General features: G+C 38.9%; 23 protein-coding genes, 1 pseudogene and 1 other annotated feature. Of the genes and pseudogenes, 3 read left to right on the forward strand and 21 right to left on the reverse strand.

All coding sequences use genetic code 11. The features are described from left to right. From DXD06_RS02955 to DXD06_RS18060, 12 genes are all read right to left on the reverse strand, one after another. A complete protein-coding gene (locus tag DXD06_RS02955) occupies positions 1–717 on the reverse strand; it encodes an ABC transporter ATP-binding protein (protein WP_022046219.1) in 717 nt (238 codons plus the stop codon). A 181-nt stretch (positions 718–898) separates the two neighbouring features. Next, on the reverse strand, positions 899–1,525 hold the full coding sequence (locus DXD06_RS02960) for a TetR/AcrR family transcriptional regulator (RefSeq protein ID WP_158569471.1): 627 nt from the start codon (positions 1,523–1,525) through the stop codon (positions 899–901). Between the two features lie 95 nt (positions 1,526–1,620). Continuing rightward, positions 1,621–2,622, reverse strand: coding sequence for a bile acid:sodium symporter family protein (locus tag DXD06_RS02965; RefSeq protein ID WP_055262438.1), 1,002 nt, complete (start codon positions 2,620–2,622; stop codon positions 1,621–1,623). Positions 2,623–2,698: 76 nt separating this feature from the next. Beyond that, positions 2,699–2,939 (reverse strand) — a binding site (T-box leader). Positions 2,940–3,190: 251 nt separating this feature from the next. Continuing rightward, complete coding sequence (locus DXD06_RS02970) at positions 3,191–4,270, reverse strand: hypothetical protein (RefSeq protein ID WP_117830590.1); 1,080 nt, start codon at positions 4,268–4,270, stop codon at positions 3,191–3,193. A 44-nt stretch (positions 4,271–4,314) separates the two neighbouring features. Further along, positions 4,315–5,220, reverse strand: coding sequence for a hypothetical protein (locus tag DXD06_RS02975; RefSeq protein ID WP_117830591.1), 906 nt, complete (start codon positions 5,218–5,220; stop codon positions 4,315–4,317). A 19-nt stretch (positions 5,221–5,239) separates the two neighbouring features. After that, positions 5,240–6,025 (reverse strand): NADase-type glycan-binding domain-containing protein, encoded by a 786-nt coding sequence (locus DXD06_RS02980; RefSeq protein ID WP_117830592.1) that lies wholly within the window; start codon positions 6,023–6,025, stop codon positions 5,240–5,242. Between the two features lie 20 nt (positions 6,026–6,045). Beyond that, entirely contained in the window at positions 6,046–8,076 is a 2,031-nt protein-coding gene (locus DXD06_RS02985; RefSeq protein ID WP_158569472.1) for an RNA polymerase sigma factor, read from the reverse strand. A gap of 581 nt (positions 8,077–8,657) precedes the next feature. Continuing rightward, positions 8,658–9,449: a M15 family metallopeptidase gene (locus DXD06_RS02990; RefSeq protein WP_243000838.1), complete on the reverse strand. Its 792-nt coding sequence runs from the start codon at positions 9,447–9,449 to the stop codon at positions 8,658–8,660. 206 nt (positions 9,450–9,655) lie between these two features. After that, positions 9,656–12,694, reverse strand: a complete 3,039-nt coding sequence (locus DXD06_RS02995; RefSeq protein WP_117830594.1) for an AAA domain-containing protein — start codon at positions 12,692–12,694, stop codon at positions 9,656–9,658. A gap of 78 nt (positions 12,695–12,772) precedes the next feature. Then, the gene (locus DXD06_RS03000) at positions 12,773–12,997 is read right to left on the reverse strand and encodes a hypothetical protein (RefSeq protein WP_055262436.1); all 225 of its coding nucleotides are present in this window, start codon (positions 12,995–12,997) and stop codon (positions 12,773–12,775) included. A 130-nt stretch (positions 12,998–13,127) separates the two neighbouring features. Then, the gene (locus DXD06_RS17680; RefSeq protein ID WP_264294233.1) at positions 13,128–13,253 is read right to left on the reverse strand and encodes a hypothetical protein; all 126 of its coding nucleotides are present in this window, start codon (positions 13,251–13,253) and stop codon (positions 13,128–13,130) included. A 102-nt stretch (positions 13,254–13,355) separates the two neighbouring features. Further along, entirely contained in the window at positions 13,356–13,595 is a 240-nt protein-coding gene (locus DXD06_RS18060; RefSeq protein ID WP_422232796.1) for a DUF3169 family protein, read from the reverse strand. Positions 13,596–13,965: 370 nt separating this feature from the next. Here DXD06_RS18060 and DXD06_RS03015 point away from each other — a divergent pair, with 370 nt between their 5' ends. Together DXD06_RS03015 and DXD06_RS03020 are read left to right on the forward strand one after the other, a co-directional pair. After that, the gene (locus DXD06_RS03015) at positions 13,966–14,229 is read left to right on the forward strand and encodes a type II toxin-antitoxin system prevent-host-death family antitoxin (protein ID WP_055262435.1); all 264 of its coding nucleotides are present in this window, start codon (positions 13,966–13,968) and stop codon (positions 14,227–14,229) included. Then, positions 14,226–14,558, forward strand: a complete 333-nt coding sequence (locus DXD06_RS03020) for a type II toxin-antitoxin system RelE/ParE family toxin (RefSeq protein WP_117830596.1) — start codon at positions 14,226–14,228, stop codon at positions 14,556–14,558. Before DXD06_RS03015 ends, DXD06_RS03020 begins: the two co-directional genes overlap by 4 nt. A gap of 27 nt (positions 14,559–14,585) precedes the next feature. On the opposite strand, the gene DXD06_RS03025 is transcribed toward DXD06_RS03020, so the two are convergent. The 6 genes from DXD06_RS03025 to DXD06_RS03060 form a co-directional block, all read right to left on the reverse strand. Beyond that, positions 14,586–15,041 carry a PBECR4 domain-containing protein gene (locus tag DXD06_RS03025; protein WP_158569479.1) on the reverse strand — a complete coding sequence of 152 codons (456 nt, stop codon included), beginning with the start codon at positions 15,039–15,041 and terminating at the stop codon, positions 14,586–14,588. A gap of 481 nt (positions 15,042–15,522) precedes the next feature. Then, complete coding sequence (locus DXD06_RS03030) at positions 15,523–16,296, reverse strand: DUF134 domain-containing protein (RefSeq protein WP_055264255.1); 774 nt, start codon at positions 16,294–16,296, stop codon at positions 15,523–15,525. Positions 16,297–16,909: 613 nt separating this feature from the next. After that, positions 16,910–17,677 (reverse strand): carbon-nitrogen hydrolase family protein, encoded by a 768-nt coding sequence (locus tag DXD06_RS03045; protein WP_117830599.1) that lies wholly within the window; start codon positions 17,675–17,677, stop codon positions 16,910–16,912. Between the two features lie 214 nt (positions 17,678–17,891). Beyond that, the gene (locus DXD06_RS03050; RefSeq protein WP_117830600.1) at positions 17,892–18,362 is read right to left on the reverse strand and encodes a hypothetical protein; all 471 of its coding nucleotides are present in this window, start codon (positions 18,360–18,362) and stop codon (positions 17,892–17,894) included. 150 nt (positions 18,363–18,512) lie between these two features. Then, complete coding sequence (locus DXD06_RS03055) at positions 18,513–18,854, reverse strand: type II toxin-antitoxin system RelE/ParE family toxin (RefSeq protein ID WP_117830691.1); 342 nt, start codon at positions 18,852–18,854, stop codon at positions 18,513–18,515. A gap of 5 nt (positions 18,855–18,859) precedes the next feature. Further along, a complete protein-coding gene (locus DXD06_RS03060) occupies positions 18,860–19,159 on the reverse strand; it encodes a type II toxin-antitoxin system RelB/DinJ family antitoxin (RefSeq protein WP_117830601.1) in 300 nt (99 codons plus the stop codon). 212 nt (positions 19,160–19,371) lie between these two features. On the opposite strand from DXD06_RS03060, the pseudogene DXD06_RS18065 reads away from it, so the two are divergent. After that, a pseudogene (locus DXD06_RS18065) lies at positions 19,372–19,470 on the forward strand (helix-turn-helix domain-containing protein); the annotation flags it as partial. On the opposite strand, the gene DXD06_RS17005 reads toward DXD06_RS18065, so the two are convergent. From DXD06_RS17005 to DXD06_RS03075, 3 genes are all read right to left on the reverse strand, one after another. Beyond that, on the reverse strand, positions 19,425–19,982 hold the full coding sequence (locus DXD06_RS17005; RefSeq protein WP_158569473.1) for a hypothetical protein: 558 nt from the start codon (positions 19,980–19,982) through the stop codon (positions 19,425–19,427). The pseudogene DXD06_RS18065 and the gene DXD06_RS17005 overlap by 46 nt on opposite strands. A 170-nt stretch (positions 19,983–20,152) precedes the next feature. Then, a complete protein-coding gene (locus tag DXD06_RS03070) occupies positions 20,153–20,374 on the reverse strand; it encodes a tyrosine-type recombinase/integrase (RefSeq protein WP_431978808.1) in 222 nt (73 codons plus the stop codon). Between the two features lie 131 nt (positions 20,375–20,505). Then, positions 20,506–21,390: a MerR family transcriptional regulator gene (locus DXD06_RS03075; RefSeq protein WP_117603519.1), complete on the reverse strand. Its 885-nt coding sequence runs from the start codon at positions 21,388–21,390 to the stop codon at positions 20,506–20,508. Positions 21,391–21,581 lie beyond the last annotated feature (191 nt).

Consider the following 21,581-nt stretch of genomic DNA (forward strand, 5'->3'; position numbering starts at 1 on the left):
TTACCATTCCAGATCTTCCGCGGATACCTTGTTTGTATTGATGTCGTTGTGGCGCACCGCTCCGTCACGGAGCTTGATCACATGGTCTGCCATATTTTTGATCGCCTCGTTATGCGTTACCATAATGATCGTGTTGCCGTATTTTTTGTTGACCTCCTCAATCAGCTTTAAGATCTCCTTGGAGGTATTGTAGTCAAGTGCTCCGGTCGGCTCATCGCAGAGCAGAATATCCGGATTTTTTACAATCGCACGGCCGATGGAAACACGCTGCTGCTGGCCTCCGGACAACTGGTTCGGCAGTTTGTAGCGGTGCTCGTAAAGTCCGAGCGTATGTAACAGATCATCAATATCAAGCGCATTGTCTGACAGATACGCTCCCACTTCGATGTTTTCCTTCACGTTTAGATTTCCAATCAGATTGTACATCTGGAATACATAGCCGAGATGTTTTCTGCGGTACTGTGTCAGCTTTTTCTCACTCATATCCTCTAACTTATCGCCGTTGATATTGATGTAACCGGAATCAGCGTTGTCAATCCCGCCAATGATATTGAGCAGTGTGGATTTTCCGGAACCGGATGGTCCTAACAGCACACAGAACTCCCCTTTTGCAACGGAAAAATTCATGCCGCGCAGGACTTCCTGACGCGTCTGTCCGCTTCCGAATCCTTTCTTTAAATCTACAATTTCCAAAAACTTCTTTTCTTCTTCTGACATAGAAACTCCCTTTCTTTTTGGTTTTATTTTTCATACTAATATTAGTTTTATCTAACCTCTGGTTCTTTTTTTAGGTCTCCCGCAAAAAGCGAAAGACCTGTGCTTCTTTTCTAAACCTTTTGTCCAAACGCGGACGATCTGTGCTTCTTTTCCAGACCTTCCGTCAAAACATGCGGACAGCCTACGGTCTGACGAGTCCGTACCAGCCTGCCAGCAAATATTTTACACCCTTTTCTGCAAACTGCAGTGCTTCTTTTTCGTTATCAATATGCGTTACCATAAAGATAAACATGTCAATCTGCGAATGGGACATCCAGTGCACGACGTTTTTTTCCACCATCATAACACCGTAGGCTTTACACATTTCCTCACAGATAAATGCATTGTGTTCATCCATCTGATCCACCAGCCGGTCCGGCATATGTTCCATGCTCGAACCCTGCGCTTTCGTCAGCACCAAAAGCACCTCGTCCCGGTAAGTGTACAGTTCATGGACGATCTGCGCGACTGCTTCAAAATCGCTGCTGTCATCATGTTCGGTCGCCTTTCCACTTTCCATTTCATTTACCTCATAGGAAAAATGCTCCCGCAAAATCTCATTGAGCCGGTCCATGAAATTTCCCACTACTTCACAGAACAGGTCATCTTTGTCCTGAAAGAAAAAATACAGCGCTCCGGTGGTCACGCCCGCCTTCTGACAAATCCCTCGCAGAGATGCCCCCGCAAATCCTTTATCCATAAATTCCTTTTTGGCACATTGGAGCAGGTGTGTCTTTGTCTCGTTGTCGTGTATCTTCTTTCCTGCCATGGTATCTCCCTGTAAATAAAAATGTAACATAACGTTGTTATGTTAGATAACACCGTTATGTTACATCATTCCCATGTCTATGTCAATAGAAAAACTTATGCATTTTTCTGTTTGTGTTTATCATAAGCTGCAAACATGCCGGCAAGCAGTGTCCCTGAAATAGAATGCCAGGTGCAGGAAACAGCGCAGATGATCGCAGACTCCGGTGTTGCGGAAAACTGCGCGGTCGTTGTGGCAAGGTTTGTTGCCAGTCCTGCATTCTGCATACCAACTTCGATAGCAATGGTTCTCTTTTTGGCGGTATTCATACCAACAAGTTTTCCTGCTCCATAACCAAGCAGATAACCAAGTCCATTGTGAAGAAAAACAGCTACAAAGATTACAGCTCCGGACTGGAAGAACTTCGCGCCCTGGGAAGATACCACACCACCGACAACACATGCCAGCCCCAGTACCGCAACACCCGGCATTATTTTCTGTAACTCACTGAACATTTTCTTTTTTCCCAGCAGATAGTTGAGAAGAAAGCCCAGTGCTACCGGAAGAATAACCGTTTCCACAATAGAAACAAGCATTGGCAGTGCCTTGATGGAAATATTGGTTCCGCTTGCCAGAAGAGAAACCATAAGTGGTGTCATGATCGGGGAAAGAATCGTGGATACGGTTGTCATTCCCACGGAAAATGCCACATCTCCACCGCAGAGATACGACATGATGTTGGATGACACGCCACCCGGACAACAACCTACCAGAATGAGTCCCAGTGCAATGCCGGCAGGAAGATGCAGCACTTTCGTCAGTGCGAATGCCAGAAACGGCATAATCAGATACTGTGCCAGTGCACCAACACAGATATCGAATGGTCTCTGTGCCAGAATCTTAAAATCCTGCGTTGTCAGTGTCAGACCCATACTGAACATAATAATACCGATGATGATCGACTGACTTGTAAACTTATTGGAAACCGGATCGGTAAATAACTGATGGTTTACCCATCCCATCATGCCCGGAACGATAAATGTTACTACCGCAATTGCAATTACCACAATTGATGTGTAGTCCGATAACCATTTGCTGAGTTTTTGTAGTGCTTTCATAAACTTTTCCTCCTTGGTCTGTTCACTGAAAAACGAATTCAGACATTAAAAAAGTCCCTTCCCAGATACTACTCTGGAAAGGGACGAATAAAATCCGCGTTACCACCCTGATTCCACAGAAAAACTCTGTGACACTTCACATACCAACATATGCTATCCCATAACGGAGGAAACCGGCAAAGTTTACTCACAGTTGTCTGCTTTCAGCCCGCTTCTTAGAGAGGATCATCCATATCCGGCTACTACCTGTTCGCACCACCCACAGGCTCTCTGAAAATAACGATAAGATACGATGCTGTTCTCGTCAACGAATTTCGGTGAACAATATTTTCTTTTCGATGATTATTATATTCCCCTGTACAGATATGTCAAGGAAAAATTTTCCGTTTGCTCTTATGTCCCACCTTTTGGCTCAGGATTACGTTTTAAATGCATGCACAACATTCCACATGGAAAACACTAGAATCTTTTTAATTTCATCCTTTATCGCTTCGCTTACCGTTTCACACATAGCCTCTCCTACTCAAAAGGTTAACTATTATCTATTCAAGAGGAGCTATGATACTCCCTATTTAAACTTGATTTTCTTAATTGAAGAATAATTTCCATAATATGTCGTTCCGTCAATAGTCTTATATGCACGAATCCTTACATAAAAAGTCCCTTTCGATCGAGAATACAATTTTATATTTGCATCTGACTCATCAAACGTTTTACTATTTGTAAACTTTTTATCTGTTGCGGTCTGCACCTCGTATCCGCTTGCATCAGAAATTTTACTCCAAGAAATCTTTACCTCTTTAGATTTAGTATTTTTTACATTTATGCGCTTTATTTTACTAGGTTTTATATTCTTTACATATATTTTATAATTACCAAAATCGCTTTCCTGATAATCAGAATATTGATAACAATATCTTAAATAATATACGTCGCCCTTAGTACATTTTAGATGAATGTATCCATCCTCATTTTTCCCTATATATGTTCGATCCCCCATCAACTCTTCAGATGAAGAATAGACGCCAAAATATGTTTTACTTGCTATAGAAAGATTTTTTGCATAAATCTCATACGTACCATTTTCAGGAACAACAAATTTATAGTAATCATTATCATATGCCCCATCTAATGACCCCTGCAAAGTCTTTCCTTCCACTATTTTTTTGGCACTTTCCCAAGAATCCCCAACATCATCTTTTCGAGAAGAAACATTAATTTTTATATTTCCTTTTTTTGAATTGCCTTGATGAACTTTTAAAATATATGTACCTGAAGGCAATTTTTTATTATAATAACAACCATCCGACGCCCTAAGATATGAGCACTCATGTATAACCTCCCCTACGGATGATTCTATCGTAAATGAAGTTCTACAATCCACCGACAAATTCTTGTAATAAATAGAATAAAAATTATCAGATGATTCCGGCACTTCAAAAGAAAAATACATATTTTCAATATCTCCAGATTCAAATGTAGCAACGTAGTCTGTACCATCAACTGGAATTGTTGTTGCTAAATCAGATGTGTACCCTGGCATTATTCTCGTATATGTTGAATCTGCTTTGGTAACAACAGGAATCATTGTTATCAGCAAACCACATACCAATATCCAATTTACAATCTTACCAATTATTTTCTTCATAACTTTTTCCTCCTTTAACCTTTAATAATTATACTTGATTTTATTTAATATTGAAACGCTTCTTCTGTAATCCTTATACTTTTTTTCTTTGCAAAACTATACTTGTAATATTTGCATTCTCCAATCATCGGTCCATTGCTATAATACAAATACTTTGAAGTGATTGCCCCAAACTCATTTGCCTTTATGGTTCCATATGTGATCGTCTTCTTTTTTTCGATGTTATAAGACTTTATCTTATACTTAAATTCTGCAATCGGTTCCACATAATAAAACGTGTTATCTATGAACTCATAATAACTGCAATTACTAGTAATCGTTTTTATTTTCTGACCATCAGACTTTCTATACAATGTCATTCCAGACTTTCCTGATGATGAAATTGTCTGAATTGCAATGTATTTTCCAACAATCTGTCCAAAATAACCATTCTTGCATATCTGTTTTAACTTTTTTCCCTTTAAATCATACAAAAACACCTCTGGATTTCCAGTTTTCGTATATCCACATCCATAAATCTTTCCATCCACTAGTACCTCTAGTCTCTGCAATTCCCTTGCAGCTCCTAATTTATTGCTTTCTCTCGATTTCAAATTATACGAATACAAATTTCCTGCATGCGTTTTATTATCTATAAGTACATAATAAATAATGTCATCATAAAGTAGTCCGCACTCGCCGATACATGTTCCCTTATCTGCCTCAACCAGAACTTCCTCTTTTGTCATTTCTTCATCCGAATACCTAGATATTTTTTTCTTTTTCATATCGATCCAATATAAATATCCATCCATCCAATATGTACCAGATTGTCCATCATCCCAAGGTATTAAATGATAATTTTCTGTGTTTTTCTCATCTGCTTTTGTTATTTCTAGATTAATAAAAAAGCCTGTCATTACTACCATTACAAGTACAAGAAATCCCCTTATAATATTTCGTTTTTTCATATCTTGTTTCTCCTTCATTTTAAAACAACTCAATTTCTGACATTACAGTATCCTCATATTTGCTTCCTTTGTATGTAGAAAGAATTGATATTTTTACATATGATGTAATTCTTCCATCAAAATAGAACGTTTGGCTCCCATCTACATTATCTTGTAACTTAAGACGTTCTGATGTTCCATCAGAGAACTCCACTTCTAGTTTTTGTGGTCGTGCATTCTTGTAATATAAATCTTCACTCTTCTGATAACCATTCCAAATCTTTATTCCATTAATTGTATAGCTACCATCAAGCTCAAAGCAAACAAATTCGCCCTCACCAGTTCCAGAAACACCTTCCACCCAAGCAGTTGTTGTATCTTGATCGATTAACCGTTCCGGTATATGCTGAATACTCTTTTCCTTCAAATAAGAACTAGCTGAAACCCGCTGAATATTTTCCATCGAAATTGCTGGCATCTCTGAATTTTCGGTATTCAACACCTCTAACTTTGTCTCAGTTGTTTCGGTTCCAATTGATGATTCCATCTGCAAATCCTGTGTCGAATTTATATGTTTCTCACTCGTCATAATCTGAGAGTCAACTTCGTGTGGTGATTTTAAATCTTTCCACTTTACTCCAATCGCAGCCACAACACCTAACAGTAATCCAAGTAACGCTGATACAACTATGTAACCCCCTTTCCTTTTTTTCTTGGTACGTTCAGGCATCATATGTAATTCGGTTTCATCTCTTAATTTTGTGCCACAATTTTTGCAGAACAATTCATTATCTTTAACCGGTCTTCCACATCTTCTACAATACATAAACTCTACTCCTTATGCTTTTATTCTGCGAATTTACAATATGGACGTAAATCAATTTTGCTTATTTTACCATTCTCATCAACACTATATTCAATAGCACAATTGTATTCTGATTCCCCCGAATAATAAACGCCTTCCTTAACTTTATACAAGCCCAACGCCTTCATATTATGCAAGAGTTTTTCTTCTTGGTCTCCAACCTTGCTTCCAAATACGCTCACACCATCTATCGGTCTATAAAATGTAATCCCTCCGCCATCTACAATTTCTGCTTTGATAATTTTTTCATTTTTATCATAGAGTTCGTATTCAGCCCCATACGTATAAGGATCCTCCATCTTTCCAAACTCTCCATCTAACATCTTATATTCCATTCCGTTAGCCACTAGATCTTTCGTTAACGAAGCTCTTACTTCCGTAAAATTCCAATTATACGGTTGCAATAGCAAAATTCCCCAATCATTTTCTTCATCTGCTATGACTTTATATCTCTCTAAAATTCTATCACTTGCTGTTTTTGCAACATCAACTATAGTTTCATGCGTCAATATCGGCATTTCTTCAAAGCTCTCTACAACAGCCCCTTCTGCATATTTTTCCATTATCTCATCAAATTCAGAATCATCGCAATATGTTGTATCGCCTTTTATACAAATTTCACCGTTTCCATTCAAATCATATGTTTCTAATTCATCCACGGCCTCCGTTAAGTAAAAAGTTCCTTTATCATAATATTGTTGTGCCTCTTTATCATAATAATAAATTGTTTGTGCTCCGTGGTCGTTGCTTACAATACTTCCATTCTCATATAAATCGCCCTCGTTTCCAAACCCCAGCATTTTGTTTAGTCCATCTGCAGAACTATCATATTTATAGACTGCATCAAAAGTCGCTGCCATATAGCCACCATATGCGTAAATCATTAATTCATCTTCACCATCTCCATCAATATCCTGGATACTAAATCGATACTCTATACTATCTGGATCCATGCCATCAATTTTTTCATGCCAACTGTCTGTATCTTTTTTATCAGGAAATGTATTTGCATAAAATAAATTCGACAGTGCATCCGAATAACGTTTCCATGCAATGTCATCTGCGAAAAACTCATATTGCATATCATCGTTATTTTCAAACTCCTCGCTACTTTGTTCTATTCCACCTTCGCTTTCGGAGTTCATTGATTGAGCCACATGCAAAGATTCTCGCTTTCCGAGTTTATTACTAATAAATGCGGAAGTTCCAAAATATCCGAGAGAAGTGGTCACCAAAGCAACAGATAAACCAATTGCAATTGGTTTGACCATATTACTTCCAGCCAATGTCACTTTTCCCGTAGTTGAAGCTATCATATTTTCATGCGCCCAATATCTGATGTTCCTATTTACCGCTATAGCTACCTCCTTTGGGCAAACCGATGCTTTTGCTTCCTCCTGAAAAATCCAGCACAAACAAGGAATAATCGGAATCGCATATAGCTTTGTTCCCTGCTTCTCTAATTCAAGCACGCTTTCTTTTAACTTCTTTTTAGCGTATCGAATTCGGCTTTTCACTGTTTCTGAATTACACTGAAGTTCTTGCGCAATTTCATTTACCGAAAGTTGATCATAATACCGCATATACACACAAATACGTTGATCTGATGGTAACGCGCTAATAATCTGCATCATAATTTTTCGTGTTTCTACATAGTCAACTTCTTTTTCAGGAATAAATTTACCGTTTTCATCCTCTGTATCCCATTCTTCATCCCCGTCTGATATTAAATCTGAAAATGTCCATTCTTTACATTTTCGATTATAATCCAATGCCTTATTTCGCACGATAGCATTAATCCATGATTGCAATTTGGTATAATCATGTAGTGTATCCAAGTGTTCAAACACCCGAATATAAGAATCCTGCAAAATATCATTTATATACGAAATATTACACGCATGGGTTTGTGCAACAAAATATGCCGAATTTATCGTTTGTTCATAAATTAAATTTATAGCATTCTCTTCTTTGTTTATTGCATCTTGAATAACCTTTTCATCAACTAACATCCAACTTTTCTCCATATTTCTAACCTCTCTTTTATCTCTGATATTATATAGACGAATCAAAATAAAAAAGGGGGTTAAAATAATACAAAATTTTTATATTTATTTCATTTTACAACATATAAATAAAAATAACCATAAAAAAGCTCCACTTGGAACACATGAGATTCTTAACACTCTCTCACGTCCAAATGGAGCATATTAAAATTTACCAATCAACTGACTGCCTTATAGGCTTCGAGCGCTTCCTTCGCCTTCGGCGAAAGCTCACGAAGTTTATGGTGTCAGGCACCAATTGCACCAATGCTGGTTGACCTCTCCATTTGCTCTTATGGGACATATATAGGAAATGTATTCTTTTATGTCCCCCCATATTGTCCGCATGGGACATATGTGAAATATCTATTCTCTTATGTCCCATCTCTCCTTTACAACAGGACATACATTATATCTTTTTCTCTATATGTCCCACCACTCCTTTACAGTGGGACATACATTATATCTTTTTCTCTATATGTCTCACCACTCCTTTACAGTGGGACATACATTACATCTTTTTCTCTATATGTCCCTACAACTTTCCATCAGTCTTTTTCAAAATGCTGGTAATCCTTCGAATGTGTCCAATCCCCACCCCAGGTAAATCCATATCGGGTAAAAAGCTTGTAACACAGATCATTGTGATCGATCTTATGCGGAAAATCCCCACTCCGGTCAACATATGCTTCTGCGTTTGCAGGCTCAATCGACAGCTTTCCGTTGACGGTTTTTACATAGGGGTTATAAAGCGTATTGATGTCGACTGCCATGCCCAGACCGTGTTTTGAGATTGTTGTCGTATGGGAAATGAAACGGAAATTAAACGCAGAGGAATTGTTATCGCTCATGGATGCCTCATCATCCGCATCGTATTCATCCACCAGCCGGACTTTTTCAATGGGATATTCTGCCTCATACAACTGCCTGAAAATGGCAAGGACATCCTCTGCAATGGCTTTATTTACCACAAGTTCTCCCTCTTTTGTCTGACCGTCAAACCCCATGTGGAGCACATGAAGATAGCGGAGATCTTCCCGCGGTACGGTACAATCTGCCTTGTATGATTTTCCCTGCATCTTCTCAAAAATATCGTCCGGGATTTTGGAAATATAGAACGCTTCCTCTGTGATACTTTTGTTCATGTTTTGTTTTTTCTCACTCAGTTCTGTCCCTGAAGTCCTGTGATCCTGTTCTTTTTCACTGTTCTCCTGATCCGCAACCTCAGACTTTTTTGTGTTTGATTTTTCCGGATGCCGGATCAGACGGCTTCCGGTTACGACTGCGGCGGCTGCAAGTAACACGGCCGCAGTGATGATCATTCCTTTTTGTTTTTTCACCAGTTTCTCCTTACTGACACGTTTCCCTTTTCTGTAAACATAAAAATTCATCCGCTTCAACATGATAACACCGCTAAGCCTACGCTATCGAAAAAAGTGTCATGTGAAAGCCCGAAGGCCGCATTTCTGCACGGATGAATTGTGTATATTTTAGCACTGATTTTTGGGATTTGCTATATTTTCATAACAAAAAATGCATTTTTCTTTTAATGCACCCTCGAAAAATAATCCATCAGAATTCCCTTAATATGATTATACCTTCTGGCATAAGAATTCTCCACCCGTATAATCTCCATATTGTGTGCCTGACAGATGGCATTTTTCTTCCGATCGCGCTCCTGCACCACCGCATCCTCAAAATGCTCTTTCCCGTCAAGTTCGATTGCCAGAACCGGAAGTTCCTTTTTTCCCTGTTTTTCGTACACAACAAAATCAAAGCGCCCCATATAAAACAGATCATCATATGTCATGTTGTCCTGAAACACCTGCGATATGGCAACTTCTTTGTGGATCACATACTTGCTCTGGGAAAGCCAGATATTCTCGAGCGCATGCGTCAGGTTTTCGAGAAACGCATTTTCGGTAGCGGTGGAAAACGGCTGGATACCAAGCGCACGGGAACTGATATGTTTTTCCGTGATCTCTGACTTCCCGTTGGTTTTGATGTACTGCGCAAGTTCATAAAGATCATCGTCTGCCTGTCCTGCATGCAGACGCTCCAGTTCTTTGCTGTCTGCGAGCAGAACAAGTTTGTCTTTCGCCCGTGAGGTTGCAACATTGATCAGTTCCTTATTGTTTTTCAGCCACTGATAGGTACCAGCATTGGTGCGGTCGGACAGTGCCGTGGAAAAAAGCACCACATCCTTTTCATCTCCCTGAAAAGCATGCACCGTTCCACAGACTAAATTTTCGAGGTGGTTTTCTTTGATCGCCTGCTCGATCAGTGCCCGCTGGTTTACAAACGGTGTGATCACCGCGATACTTTTGTCCGTGTTCTGCTTCGCGTATGCAATGACCTCGTCTGCTTCCTCCGGAGATGTATTTTTGATCCCGGCACGATCGCTTTTTACATCTACATAGACAAGCGGCTCCGGCTCTTTGCTTTTTGAACAGATCTGCAGTTTGGAATTGTAATATTTTTTATTGTTAAATCCAATAATTTCTCTGTTGCAGCGGTAATGGCTGCGCAAAAGCACTTCATCACTCACCGCATCACATGCCAGATACGTTTTGTAAATCGAATTCTTTCTGTAATCATATTCCTCTGCCACATGATACCGCCGTCGCAGCTTGCGGTTGATCAGTTCTCCGAGCAGAATAACCGGATTCAGCTGCTGCGGATCTCCCACAAGCATCAGTTTCTCTCCACGGATAATCGGGACAAGAGAGATCGCAACATTGCACTGGCTGGCCTCGTCCATAATGGTCATGTCAAACAGTGGCTCCGGTTTCCCGATCTTATGTGCCGATATGCAGGTAGTGATAATGATTGGAAAAACACGCTGCAGCTTCTTTACATTTTCGGATTTCTGCATGTATTTGTTGAATGCCCGCGCCTGTGTCTCTGGATTTTCTCCAGAATCTAAAATCTCCCGCAGTTCCTGATATTTGGGTTCTTCGAGTATCTTGATATAACGCGCAGACGTATAAAATAAATACTGATAAAATTCTTCTTCGTTGCGGTCGAGAAGCTGCAGGGCATCCGAATCAGAAATTTCGCCAATCTGATGGATTCTCTGATCGAGCTTCTGCATCTGGTATCCCTGCAGGTCCATCTGAAACGGGAGCAGATTCATGGCATTTTTAATATGTTCCTGGTATTCCATCAGATGCGAAAGTGTCTCTTTCCGCTCCTTTAAATCCAGAATTTCCTCATACTCTTTCAGTCTCGCAGAAAGACGTTTTGCACGGTCAATCCGGTCATCCTTGCGCTTATCGAGCGTGGACGTAAATATTTTTACGGTCTGCACCTGATTGCGCAAGCGGTTGATGTAGCTGATTGCAGCTTTAACTTTGTCTATATTTCCAAGCCGCAGTACCGGAAACGGAATGGTCTGTCCATGGTACTCAAGATGCGTCAGTTTCTCAAATACATTGTCGATTGGAACGTTATTGTAGGACGCAAATAAAACGGTCGTATTGTTAAAAAACGCCGTTACTATCGTGTTGATGATCGTATTTGTTTTTCCCGTGCCCGGTGGCCCCTGTATGTAGGCAAGCGGATATTTCATGGCGTTGTTGATTGCCAGCAGCTGATCCAGATTGATGTTCTGATTGATCAGTGCAATCGGATACGCCTTGGTGCGGCGCGGCCGTTCTAACAATTCCCCGAAGAAGGCTTTGACTGGATAAGTAACCTGCTGCTTTTCAAACATATCAAGTATGGCTTTGTACTCGTCATGCAGATTCAGCACTACATCCATCCCAAGCCCCAGCACATACGGCATATCATCTACGACTGGCTTTTGCCCGCCATGACCGGTAATCGCATCTTTGATTTTTTCCAGATTGTTTTCAAAATCTTCCAGCAGTTCGTACTCGTCCGCATCCAGAAATTTACGCGCATTTTCCGTCTGTCCGTCAATGCCAAACTGTGTGCAGACTGTGATATCTTCATCCGGCTGAAACACTCTGTTTTTCACATCAAGGTTCAGGTTCCGGTATGCCAGAACATACAGCCCCTTCGCCATATGAATACTCAATACATTGAGTGCCAGTTTCTTAATTCTTAAATTGGTGCTCTTTTTCTTTTCGTGAGACAGGGAATACTGGAAATTTGACACGACCTCCTGAAACTGCTGATCGTTAAGTGCATACCGTCCGTTTTTCACACGATCCCCATCGATATAATGGATCAGATCATAATCGGTGATGTAAGGTGTCGTATCCATGCGGTTACACAGTTCCAGATAATTTAGTATTTTCAGATTTGCAGAGCTGGAAAAAATAGTTTTATAGCGCTCCGGATGCATCTCAATATCTTCGATCAGCTGCCTGTTTTCCGGACAGTACGTTCCTTCAATGACTTCCGTGGACAGGATGGAATCCACAAAAATTTTGTCATATTCCCCCAGTGTATACATTCCGAGGTGCAGACCATCTACTTTGAGGGTACGTTTTGCCGGATCGAGATCACGGATTCCAATCCAGTATTTTGTAATCTGATCCGCTTTGTTCCGATATTCGATTTTCAGCCACTTTCCCTCATGAATCGCCCGGAAAATGTCCCTGCAAATCTGATTCATACTATGCTCCGTCCTGTTTTACATGATATCTCTATCATTCATTATGATGTTCGGACAGAACCTTTGTCAAGCAAATCCTCAATTCCCTTTGCTGCTCAAAGGATTACTTCTCGTTTCAAAAAACTGGTTGTTATCTATGCGTGCGCGGTTTTTGTCGTTGTACATACTGCTCTGCCGGATTTCTGCATTTTCTTTTTCCTGTTCCGGTGTGTTCTCCGCAAAATATTTTGGTCCTGCGGTAACCGGATCTGCATCCGTTCCTACAAGCATCGCTGATTTATCCGTGTAATTTTTGGGTTTCATGACATACCTCCAACTTTTTTGTTAGTATGTCCGATTTTTATCCTCTCCACTCCCGTAAGTAAAAGTTTGTAAAAACTTCCGTAACCGGTCTGTCTTCGGATTCTCGAAAAATTCTTTCTTAAATCTTCTTCTAATGGAATATCGTACTCTTTCTCAATTCGTCCGACATCGTTTCCAGATGACTTTTTACTGTTCTTGCAATGATTTCATCATCTTCCACGATAAAAATGCGATACATCGATTTAGTATCTGCCACGCAACCGCTGCTGTTCGCCTTCTTCTCCTGATGCAGAAAAAGATAATCAGCACAGCAATAATCACCAAATAACTTCCCATTGCCTGTCCTCCTGCGTTTCCATCATGAAATCTTAGTTCCTGCCTTTGAATACTTTAACGCTTCCTTGCAATATACAGACTGATTTACAATCCAAATCAGGCACACTACAAGAGAAGGTAAGAATCCTATGCCCAAAACAAGTGCACAGACGGCAAGCACAATGGACAGAATCGTACAAACCGTGTTTGTGGAGGCGTAAGCTTTAACCTCAAAATCATAATCATCCGGGTGGAGATGCGAAACTGACAGAAGATTTTCTATGCAGGATGAGGCAGAGCAAAAATTGACAGGGAGCAGACAAATGAGCTTGAATATGCCGATGAATCGCAGAAAGAGGAGAACTCAGACAGACAGCCGGTAAGAAATCCTGAGAGGGAGAAGCCGAAGTAGGAGGATAAAGATAAACGTTTAAGTGGTACATGGACTTTGGAACAATATAAAGGACAGTATAGATCCGCTATGTATGCAGCAGTGAAAGCCCACCGGGAACATCACCCAACGGGTCTGTTCCCGACCTCACGGTCAGATACATATGAATAGTTGTGTTTATCCTGCTAACACTAATGGTATATCCATTGACTCCATAACAAAATTTGTGTATAATTTTGTTATGGAATGAGGAGGTGTTTTTATGCCAGCAATCAAATCAAGTGCTGATTTAAGGAATAATTACAATGAAATTTCTACATTTTGTCATAATTATCCTGAACCAGTTTTCATCACAAAGAATGGAAAAGGCGACCTTGCCGTCATGAGCATTGAAACCTACGAAGAACTGACCAGCCGCTTTGAACTTTACAGCCAGATCAAGGAAGGAATGGACGATATTGCCACAGGCAACACCAGACCATTTTCCGAAGCTATGGCTGATATCAGGAGCCGCCGCAACCGATGAGCTATCAGGTTCATATCACTTCCACCGCAGAACACGATATTATGCGTGCTGCGGATTACATCCAATTTACCCTCAGAAATCCCGATGCCGCAGATAATCTGTTAGATGCTGCGACTGAACAGATAGGCTCACTAGCCGACCTGCCACAGAAGTTTTGTCTGGTAGATGATCCGGTACTGGCAAGCTGGGGCATTCGTTTTGCGATAATCAATAATTACCTTGCCTTTTATACCATTGATGAAGAAAAGCAGACTGTAATCATAGTCCGATTTCTCTATCAGAAAAGTAACTGGACTTCCATTCTTCGACAGGGATTTTCCCTCATTTAAGGAATCTGTTTTTATGCAGGTTCCTTTTTAGTGCATATTATGTAACTCATCTGTGAAAAACTCTTTCTCAGATTGAAACAAATCCCTCTTTATTTCATAAAATAATATGTTATATGTACTTTCTCCATCAGACTTCTGCAAAATAAACATGATTTTCTGTGGTCTTGAGCAATAATCTGTAATGGAATTATTTAATAACGTAGTAGGGATGGGTGATTTTGTGCTATCCACCTTATTTGTTCCCTTTATCCTTATCCTCGAATCATAACCCATTATTCCATTCACATTGCCTGTAGCCATTTCAAAATCATTATCCCTCGTTACCAGATTTTTTTCACCGATTTTATAGCACTTACTATTTCGCAAGTCCAGCATCTGTTCCATAATAGCTACTTTTGAATACATGGTATTCGCATCTCTTCGTGGATTACAATCTTCTCTGGTAATTGTTCCCTCTATACAAGCCTCATAAATATGAATAATAAAGTGGTATCAGCATATTCTGAATATAATATTGCACATTTGCACAATATAGTTAATAATTCTTCCAGAGTCAATGTTCTTGTATTTGGTACTCTACACTTCATAATTCTCCTTAACGTAAAAGAGAAACCTTTGCATCAAAGGTTTCTCCACAATTTCTTAAAAACTGGTTTCGTTATGGTGCTTTGCCACCAAATCATAGGCCTCTCACCTACTCGGCTTGATTATCCTCTATGCTAAAGAGTAAATGCAAAGTTTTAACGTTGCCAGTGCAACGGAAGCAAACACCTTATGCTTCGTGTCCTGTTTCCAGGAAGAGATTCCTCTCTTGGTACTTATATTATACTCTCGATTCTGGAAAATATTAACTTGTTTTTTATAGCAATATCTTTTTGAAAATCAATCCAAATACAAAAGGATGTATCACGATAATTCTTGCATTACCTTGACGCATCCTTTCGTGTTGTATTTTTTATTCTTCTTAATGACAGCTATGACTTCCACATCCATGCTCGCCACATGTATGTCCTTCCCCGTGGTTATGCTCATGGTGAGAACACTTCACATCCGGATTATACTCAAGTGTTTCATTGATAAAAGCTTCTACCGCTTTATCTGCATCTCCGGAAACTCCTCCGAAAAGATTAATACCGGCTGCCGCTAACGCTGTCTGTGCACCGCCTCCGATTCCGCCACAGATCAAAACATCTGCGTTCAATGCATTAAGAACTCCTGCCAATGCGCCATGTCCGTTTCCATTCGTATCTACTACTTCTGAATGTACTACTTTTCCTTCCTCTACATCGTAAATCTTAAATGTCTCTGTGTGTCCAAAGTGCTGGAAAATTTGTCCATTTTCATATGTTACTGCTATTCTCATGATACCTTCTCCTTTTTCTTCTGCATATTTTTTGTAAATTTCCTGTTTGTAACATCCTCCAAAGCTGCAGTTGCTGCTCTGACCATCACAAATTCTGAAATCCCCGCCCTCGATTCTGAGTGGATGTCCATCAATGAGTGCATCTGCTATTTTCTTCCTGGCAATCTCGTAAATTCGTTGAACAGTTGTTCTTGCGATCTGCATAGCTGCTGCACACTGCTCCTGACTATAGCCATTCTTGTCCAAAAGACGAATTGTCTCGTACTCATCTATTGTCAGAACAATGGGTGTTTTTTTCTCATTATCATCTGCCGGAAGAAATTCTAAAATTTGGGGAAAATGACAGACTTTTCTGCATTTTACTGGTCTCGGCATAAACTGCTCCTTTCTCGCTTTTCTTATATAATAGTCCTATAAAAGGCATATGTCAATAACATTATTGACATATGCCTTTTATAAATCACCTTATAGTATTACTTATTTTCATTATTTTTTAATTTACAGATACCCTGCGTCATTGTTCCCATTGGGCAGAATGTACACCAGGTTTTCTACAGTACTATGGGATTGTCCGACCACCTACCATTCATTTGAAATACTCCGTTTTCAGTTGCAATTTCATACTCTTCTTCGAGAAATGGCAGGTTCTCCCCAGTTGATGTGTATTCATAATGTAGAACATGATTGATTCTCTGACTCCGCAGTGCCACATAACACTCGCCATATCGCATTACATGATATTGTCTTCCGCACCAGTTAAGACGTCGACCGACTGAAGTTAACGTTTCGAAGCTCAATCACTATTCAACCCTGCTTTCTTGCTGTCTACGCTTGTCAGATGCCGTTACCGGCATCATCCCAAGACTCGCTATTATCTGGTTGGCTAAACCTTGGATAAACCGGAATCCCACCGGCTTGACTACACACCCTTAGCTGGGCGCACAACTGGAAGTTAACCAATTCATTGTCTTGAAACATCAATTGCACTCTATTCAATCAACATATCAGATATTGATATCCTTCCATTTTCACCGAAATCATTCTCTGTCTTTTCAAAATCATAAATCAAAAGTTCAGGCTTATTTCTAACACATTCTTTTATACACTGACCCGATTTTCCAAGGATCATTGTCGGAGCCGTTTGAAATGGTGAAATAGCATTTACAGAAATAGTGGTAGTAACATTTTCAACTGCTCGAGTTTGTAAGTGTCCTTTAATCATGTTATATCTTTCGTTATCATCTATATCTGCTACATCATAAAATAGAACTAGATTTATATCTGTATTTCTTTTGTATAGTTCTCGAAAGAATTCAGGAAATCTGATTTCAAAACAAATTCTTATTCCAAATTTTATCCCTTCCATTTCAAATATTCCATTGTTACTGCCTTTTGTGAAATTATCCTTATCCCATCCCCACAAGGCACGCTTATCATAGAACTCAATTTGACTATTAGGCTGAAACAACATTGCTCTATTGTATATTTCTTTTTCTTTAAATATAGTTCCAATAATAAAGGAAATGTCATTTTTGTTAGCTATTGATTGAAGTTTATCACACATTATCTGAACAAGATTAAAATCAACACATGACGCATTAGATATATTTCTCGGAGGATACCCTGTTAATGAACATTCTGGAAATATAAGCAACCGAACATTTTCAGTTTTTGCGATATATATTGCTTTTTCTATTTCTTTATAATTCTCACTAATATTTCCAGATACAGCAAATTGATACGCAGCAATTCTCATTTAACAATCATCTCCTCTCTACAAATAACGATTGAACAAAATCACTGCGCGATGGCCTGCCAAGGCTGTGGCGCAGTTTTATTTTTATTGAAAAAGCAGTAGAATTACTTTCCATAATCCGTTATTGTTAAGTTACCACACGAAACAACTGAACTAAGAAAGCTCCACTGCCTATGATAAGAATAACATTTTTCAGTCTCTTCCGCAATCGGAATTATGACGCTAATGCACCTCCGAATAGGTAGATGTAATTATTAACACTAAGAAGATGAAGTTCTTCATCCTCTGAATCCTTAAGATTGTTTACTGCTGAAAGTAACATACCGCAAGATTCAATTCCCATCATCTTTCTAGGTGGAAGATTTGTGATGGCAATAAGTGTCTTTCCAACAAGCTCTTCTGGCTCATAATAAGCGTGGATTCCGCTTAAAATAGTGCGGTCTGTGCCTGTTCCGTCATCTAAAGTAAACTGTAATAATTTCTTTGACTTAGGAACTGCTACACACTCTTTTACCTTAACAGCTCTGAAATCTGACTTGCTGAATGTATCGAAGTCTACTTCTTCCTCAAATAAAGGTTCAATCTTTACATTAGAGAAATCAATCTTCTCTGGCTCGGCTTTTACCTCTTCTGAAGGCTTAGAACTTACGCCATTTTCAGCCTTTACGCCACCAATGCTCTTCATTGTCGGGAAGATCAACAAATCTATTTTATAGCCCTTTATGCACCTATATTACTTTATATTTTATACAACAGCATTTCATATTTCACCCTAATTCTACACCCTTTTTTCCTTTTGGGCGTAAATTGGGAGCATGTTGGGCGTAAGTCATCATTACTCTGATTTATAATCCATATACATCAATGCTCGCAACTGATCTCTCCTATTATAAATCACTGCAATAACTTGTACTTTAAAATTTTCTTCATCCACCCAATAATATATTAGGAAATTTTTTACAATAATCTTTCGCACTCCTTCATGCTTCCAAGGCTCCTCTTCTATAAGTGCATATTTCTTCGGCATAAAAGATAATGCAGCGATTGCATCACGCATTTTATCAAGCAACTTATTGGCAGCCTCTGGCGCTAGAAGTTCCGCAGAAATATAATGCACAATCTCTTTCATTTGTGCCATCGCTTGCCGAGTTACCTTTACTTCGTACTTTTTATCCATACACATTAAATCTCCGCTTTTAACTGATTAAATGCATCATCCATAGCCAAAGAGTCATCTGCCTTTGCCTGCGCAAGACCAGTCTGCATAATGGTATCAAATTCCTCTTTTGATAATGCATCTCTAGTTGTAAAAGTACTCGGGATTTCTAATGAGAAAGGGACTCCATCTCTCATAATAACCTGTCTATATGCCATGTCAATAAATACTGATACCGGAATCCCCAACTTTTCTAATATAGCCTCTGCGTGTTCTTTGATCTCCGGTTGAATACGTGCTGTTACATTAGCTGTTTTAACTGCCATAGTCCATATCCTCCTATCTATCTGTAATGTACCACGTTGTATAGTATTTTGCAATACCGATTTAATTAGTTATTTTTTTCCCTAAAATGAAATTTTAAATTCCACTGCCCTACAGGGCGGTAGAATTTAGTCCTGCACAGTAGATATTTACTCTTTCATACATCAGTGTTATTGTAAAAGTTCCTTCTGACAGCAGTAGAAGGAGAATTATCATGAGTAAATATATCCCTGGAAACCAGAAACATCTAACACTTAATGACCGTATCTACATCGAAAACGAATTATCCAAAGGTGTGACTTTTAAAGACATCATTAGCTCTATTTCCGGTGCGAGATTTCCAATATCAGTCGCTTTTATGATTCTTCCATTTGTTAAGTTTACACTATCAAACTGTTCGAGGTTATTGAATACTTGTTCTGCTAAGTTTTTATTAGAATCAAAATAATATATCCATCTATATTCATACCAATCTGCTGAAATCCCCTCAAAAGAATTTGCATATTGCATAGCCAGCCACATAATGCTTGCAATATTTTTCCAAAATGGCATATCCTTAACTTCCGGGTCTACTTTAATTATGATAGATGAATTTCTATCTTTTTCATGTGTCCATACGAATACTTTTTCATGCTCTACTTCAAATAATTCATTCATCTCGCCAACTTCAGGTTCAAAACTATTTTCAATTAAAAGCCCTTTCATATAAGCCGTTTTACATACATCATTCGGTGGATTAGGTGGGTATTTCTTTTCTAATTCCTTGTTTTGCTCAATCTGATATTCAACCCATTTCTCTATAGCTTTTCGCAGTTCGTTTTCCATAATAGCTTTCCTCTTTGTCACATAACATCTATTTCATATACTTTCTATAATCAATCATTTATTCTTCTCCCATTCTATCACACTTTTATCGAGACAACTATTTCTAGTTCCCGCAAAAAAAAGAACACACAACACTCTGTATGTTCTCTTTCCATATGTGAAGTCCAATATTATACTACGAAGTAGCTATCCAATCCTTTGAACTCTGCCGCTTTCATTTCCTTTGTAACATCAGCATAGATGTTCAGTGTGGTTGAAATGTCTGAATGTCCGAGTGCGTCTTGAATGACCTTTATATTTACTCCAGCTTCACACATTCTTGTTGTAAATGTATGTCTAAGCGAGTGACAGCTAAAATGAGGAAGCAACACATCAGGTTCATCACTGTGCAAAAACTGCTCATCATTGCAATCACGGATAATTCTTCGGATTTGGCTTTATCTTGTAGTTTGCGAATATCCGTATAAATAGAAAAAGCCCTTTGAGAAAAGGATTTTTCCTCTCCCAAAGGGTAGTTTAACTTTTACTTAGAATTATCTTTTTTAATAACTAAGTTATAATTGCTATCATAATACAGTCCAAGTTCTCTACACATTCTATCGTTCACATTATCTAACGCTTTCTTATATTCTGCATACGTTGGAGACAGAACCATTAAATTAGGAATGAATATATCATTATATCCTTTATTTTGTAACTCTTTCTGCATTTTTCTCTGTGCAATAAATGCTGGATGGTATTTCATTATACCGTTTTTCATTTTAGCACCTTTCCATACTTTTTCTTTTAGTCTTTCATATTCACTTTCACTCATATCACGATAATAGGCTATCATCTCATCTGCGGTTCTGGTTTCTTGTGCAATTCCACCTATCATCTTCGCACCTATTCCCATAATGAAAGGAACTTTCAATATCGTTTCATCGCAATATTCTAATATGTTTTGTAGTGCTCGCTTCTGTTCCAGAGTCTTCAACCTTACATTAAGAAATGGTTTGAAATGACTTTTAAAATAATCTCCCCATTCTTTTCCCGGTAGCAAAGACTCAATTGCATTTTCAACGGTTTGATAATCAAGTGCCTCATTTGCTTTGTCTGCGTCACCATCATCTATAAATTGCTTCAAAGCTTCAAGTTCTGAGTCTTTTAAAACTTTTTCCTGCACTTTTTCTTGATAAATACGAAGAAGAATACTTTTGTCGCCAGTTTCCAAAAGACTCTGTATGTCTTTAATACTAATACCGAGTTTTCTATATACTGAAATCTTTTTTAAAGTTTCGACATCTTGTGCAGTATAGTTACGATAACCATTGTTATCTTTATCCACTGACAGCAATCCTTTTTCTTCATAATACTTAACTGCACGCTTTGTCATTCCAACCTCATTTATAATTTCATTTAATAACATCAGATGCACCTCCTTATGATTTATGTTGATAGTATAAGCGTATACGCTGCGTGCAGGTCAAGAGTTTTTCGTCTTTCTTCTAAAAATGGGCAATCCCGATTTCAGGACTGCCCATTCATTCTGCTAATTATGCGATTTTTTCTTGCTTGCACCAATTTCTGCATCAATTGATGTAAGTTTGATGTAAATCG

Source organism: Roseburia sp. TF10-5 (genome assembly GCF_003462365.1).
In the GTDB taxonomy this organism is placed as follows: domain Bacteria; phylum Bacillota; class Clostridia; order Lachnospirales; family Lachnospiraceae; genus Roseburia; species Roseburia faecis.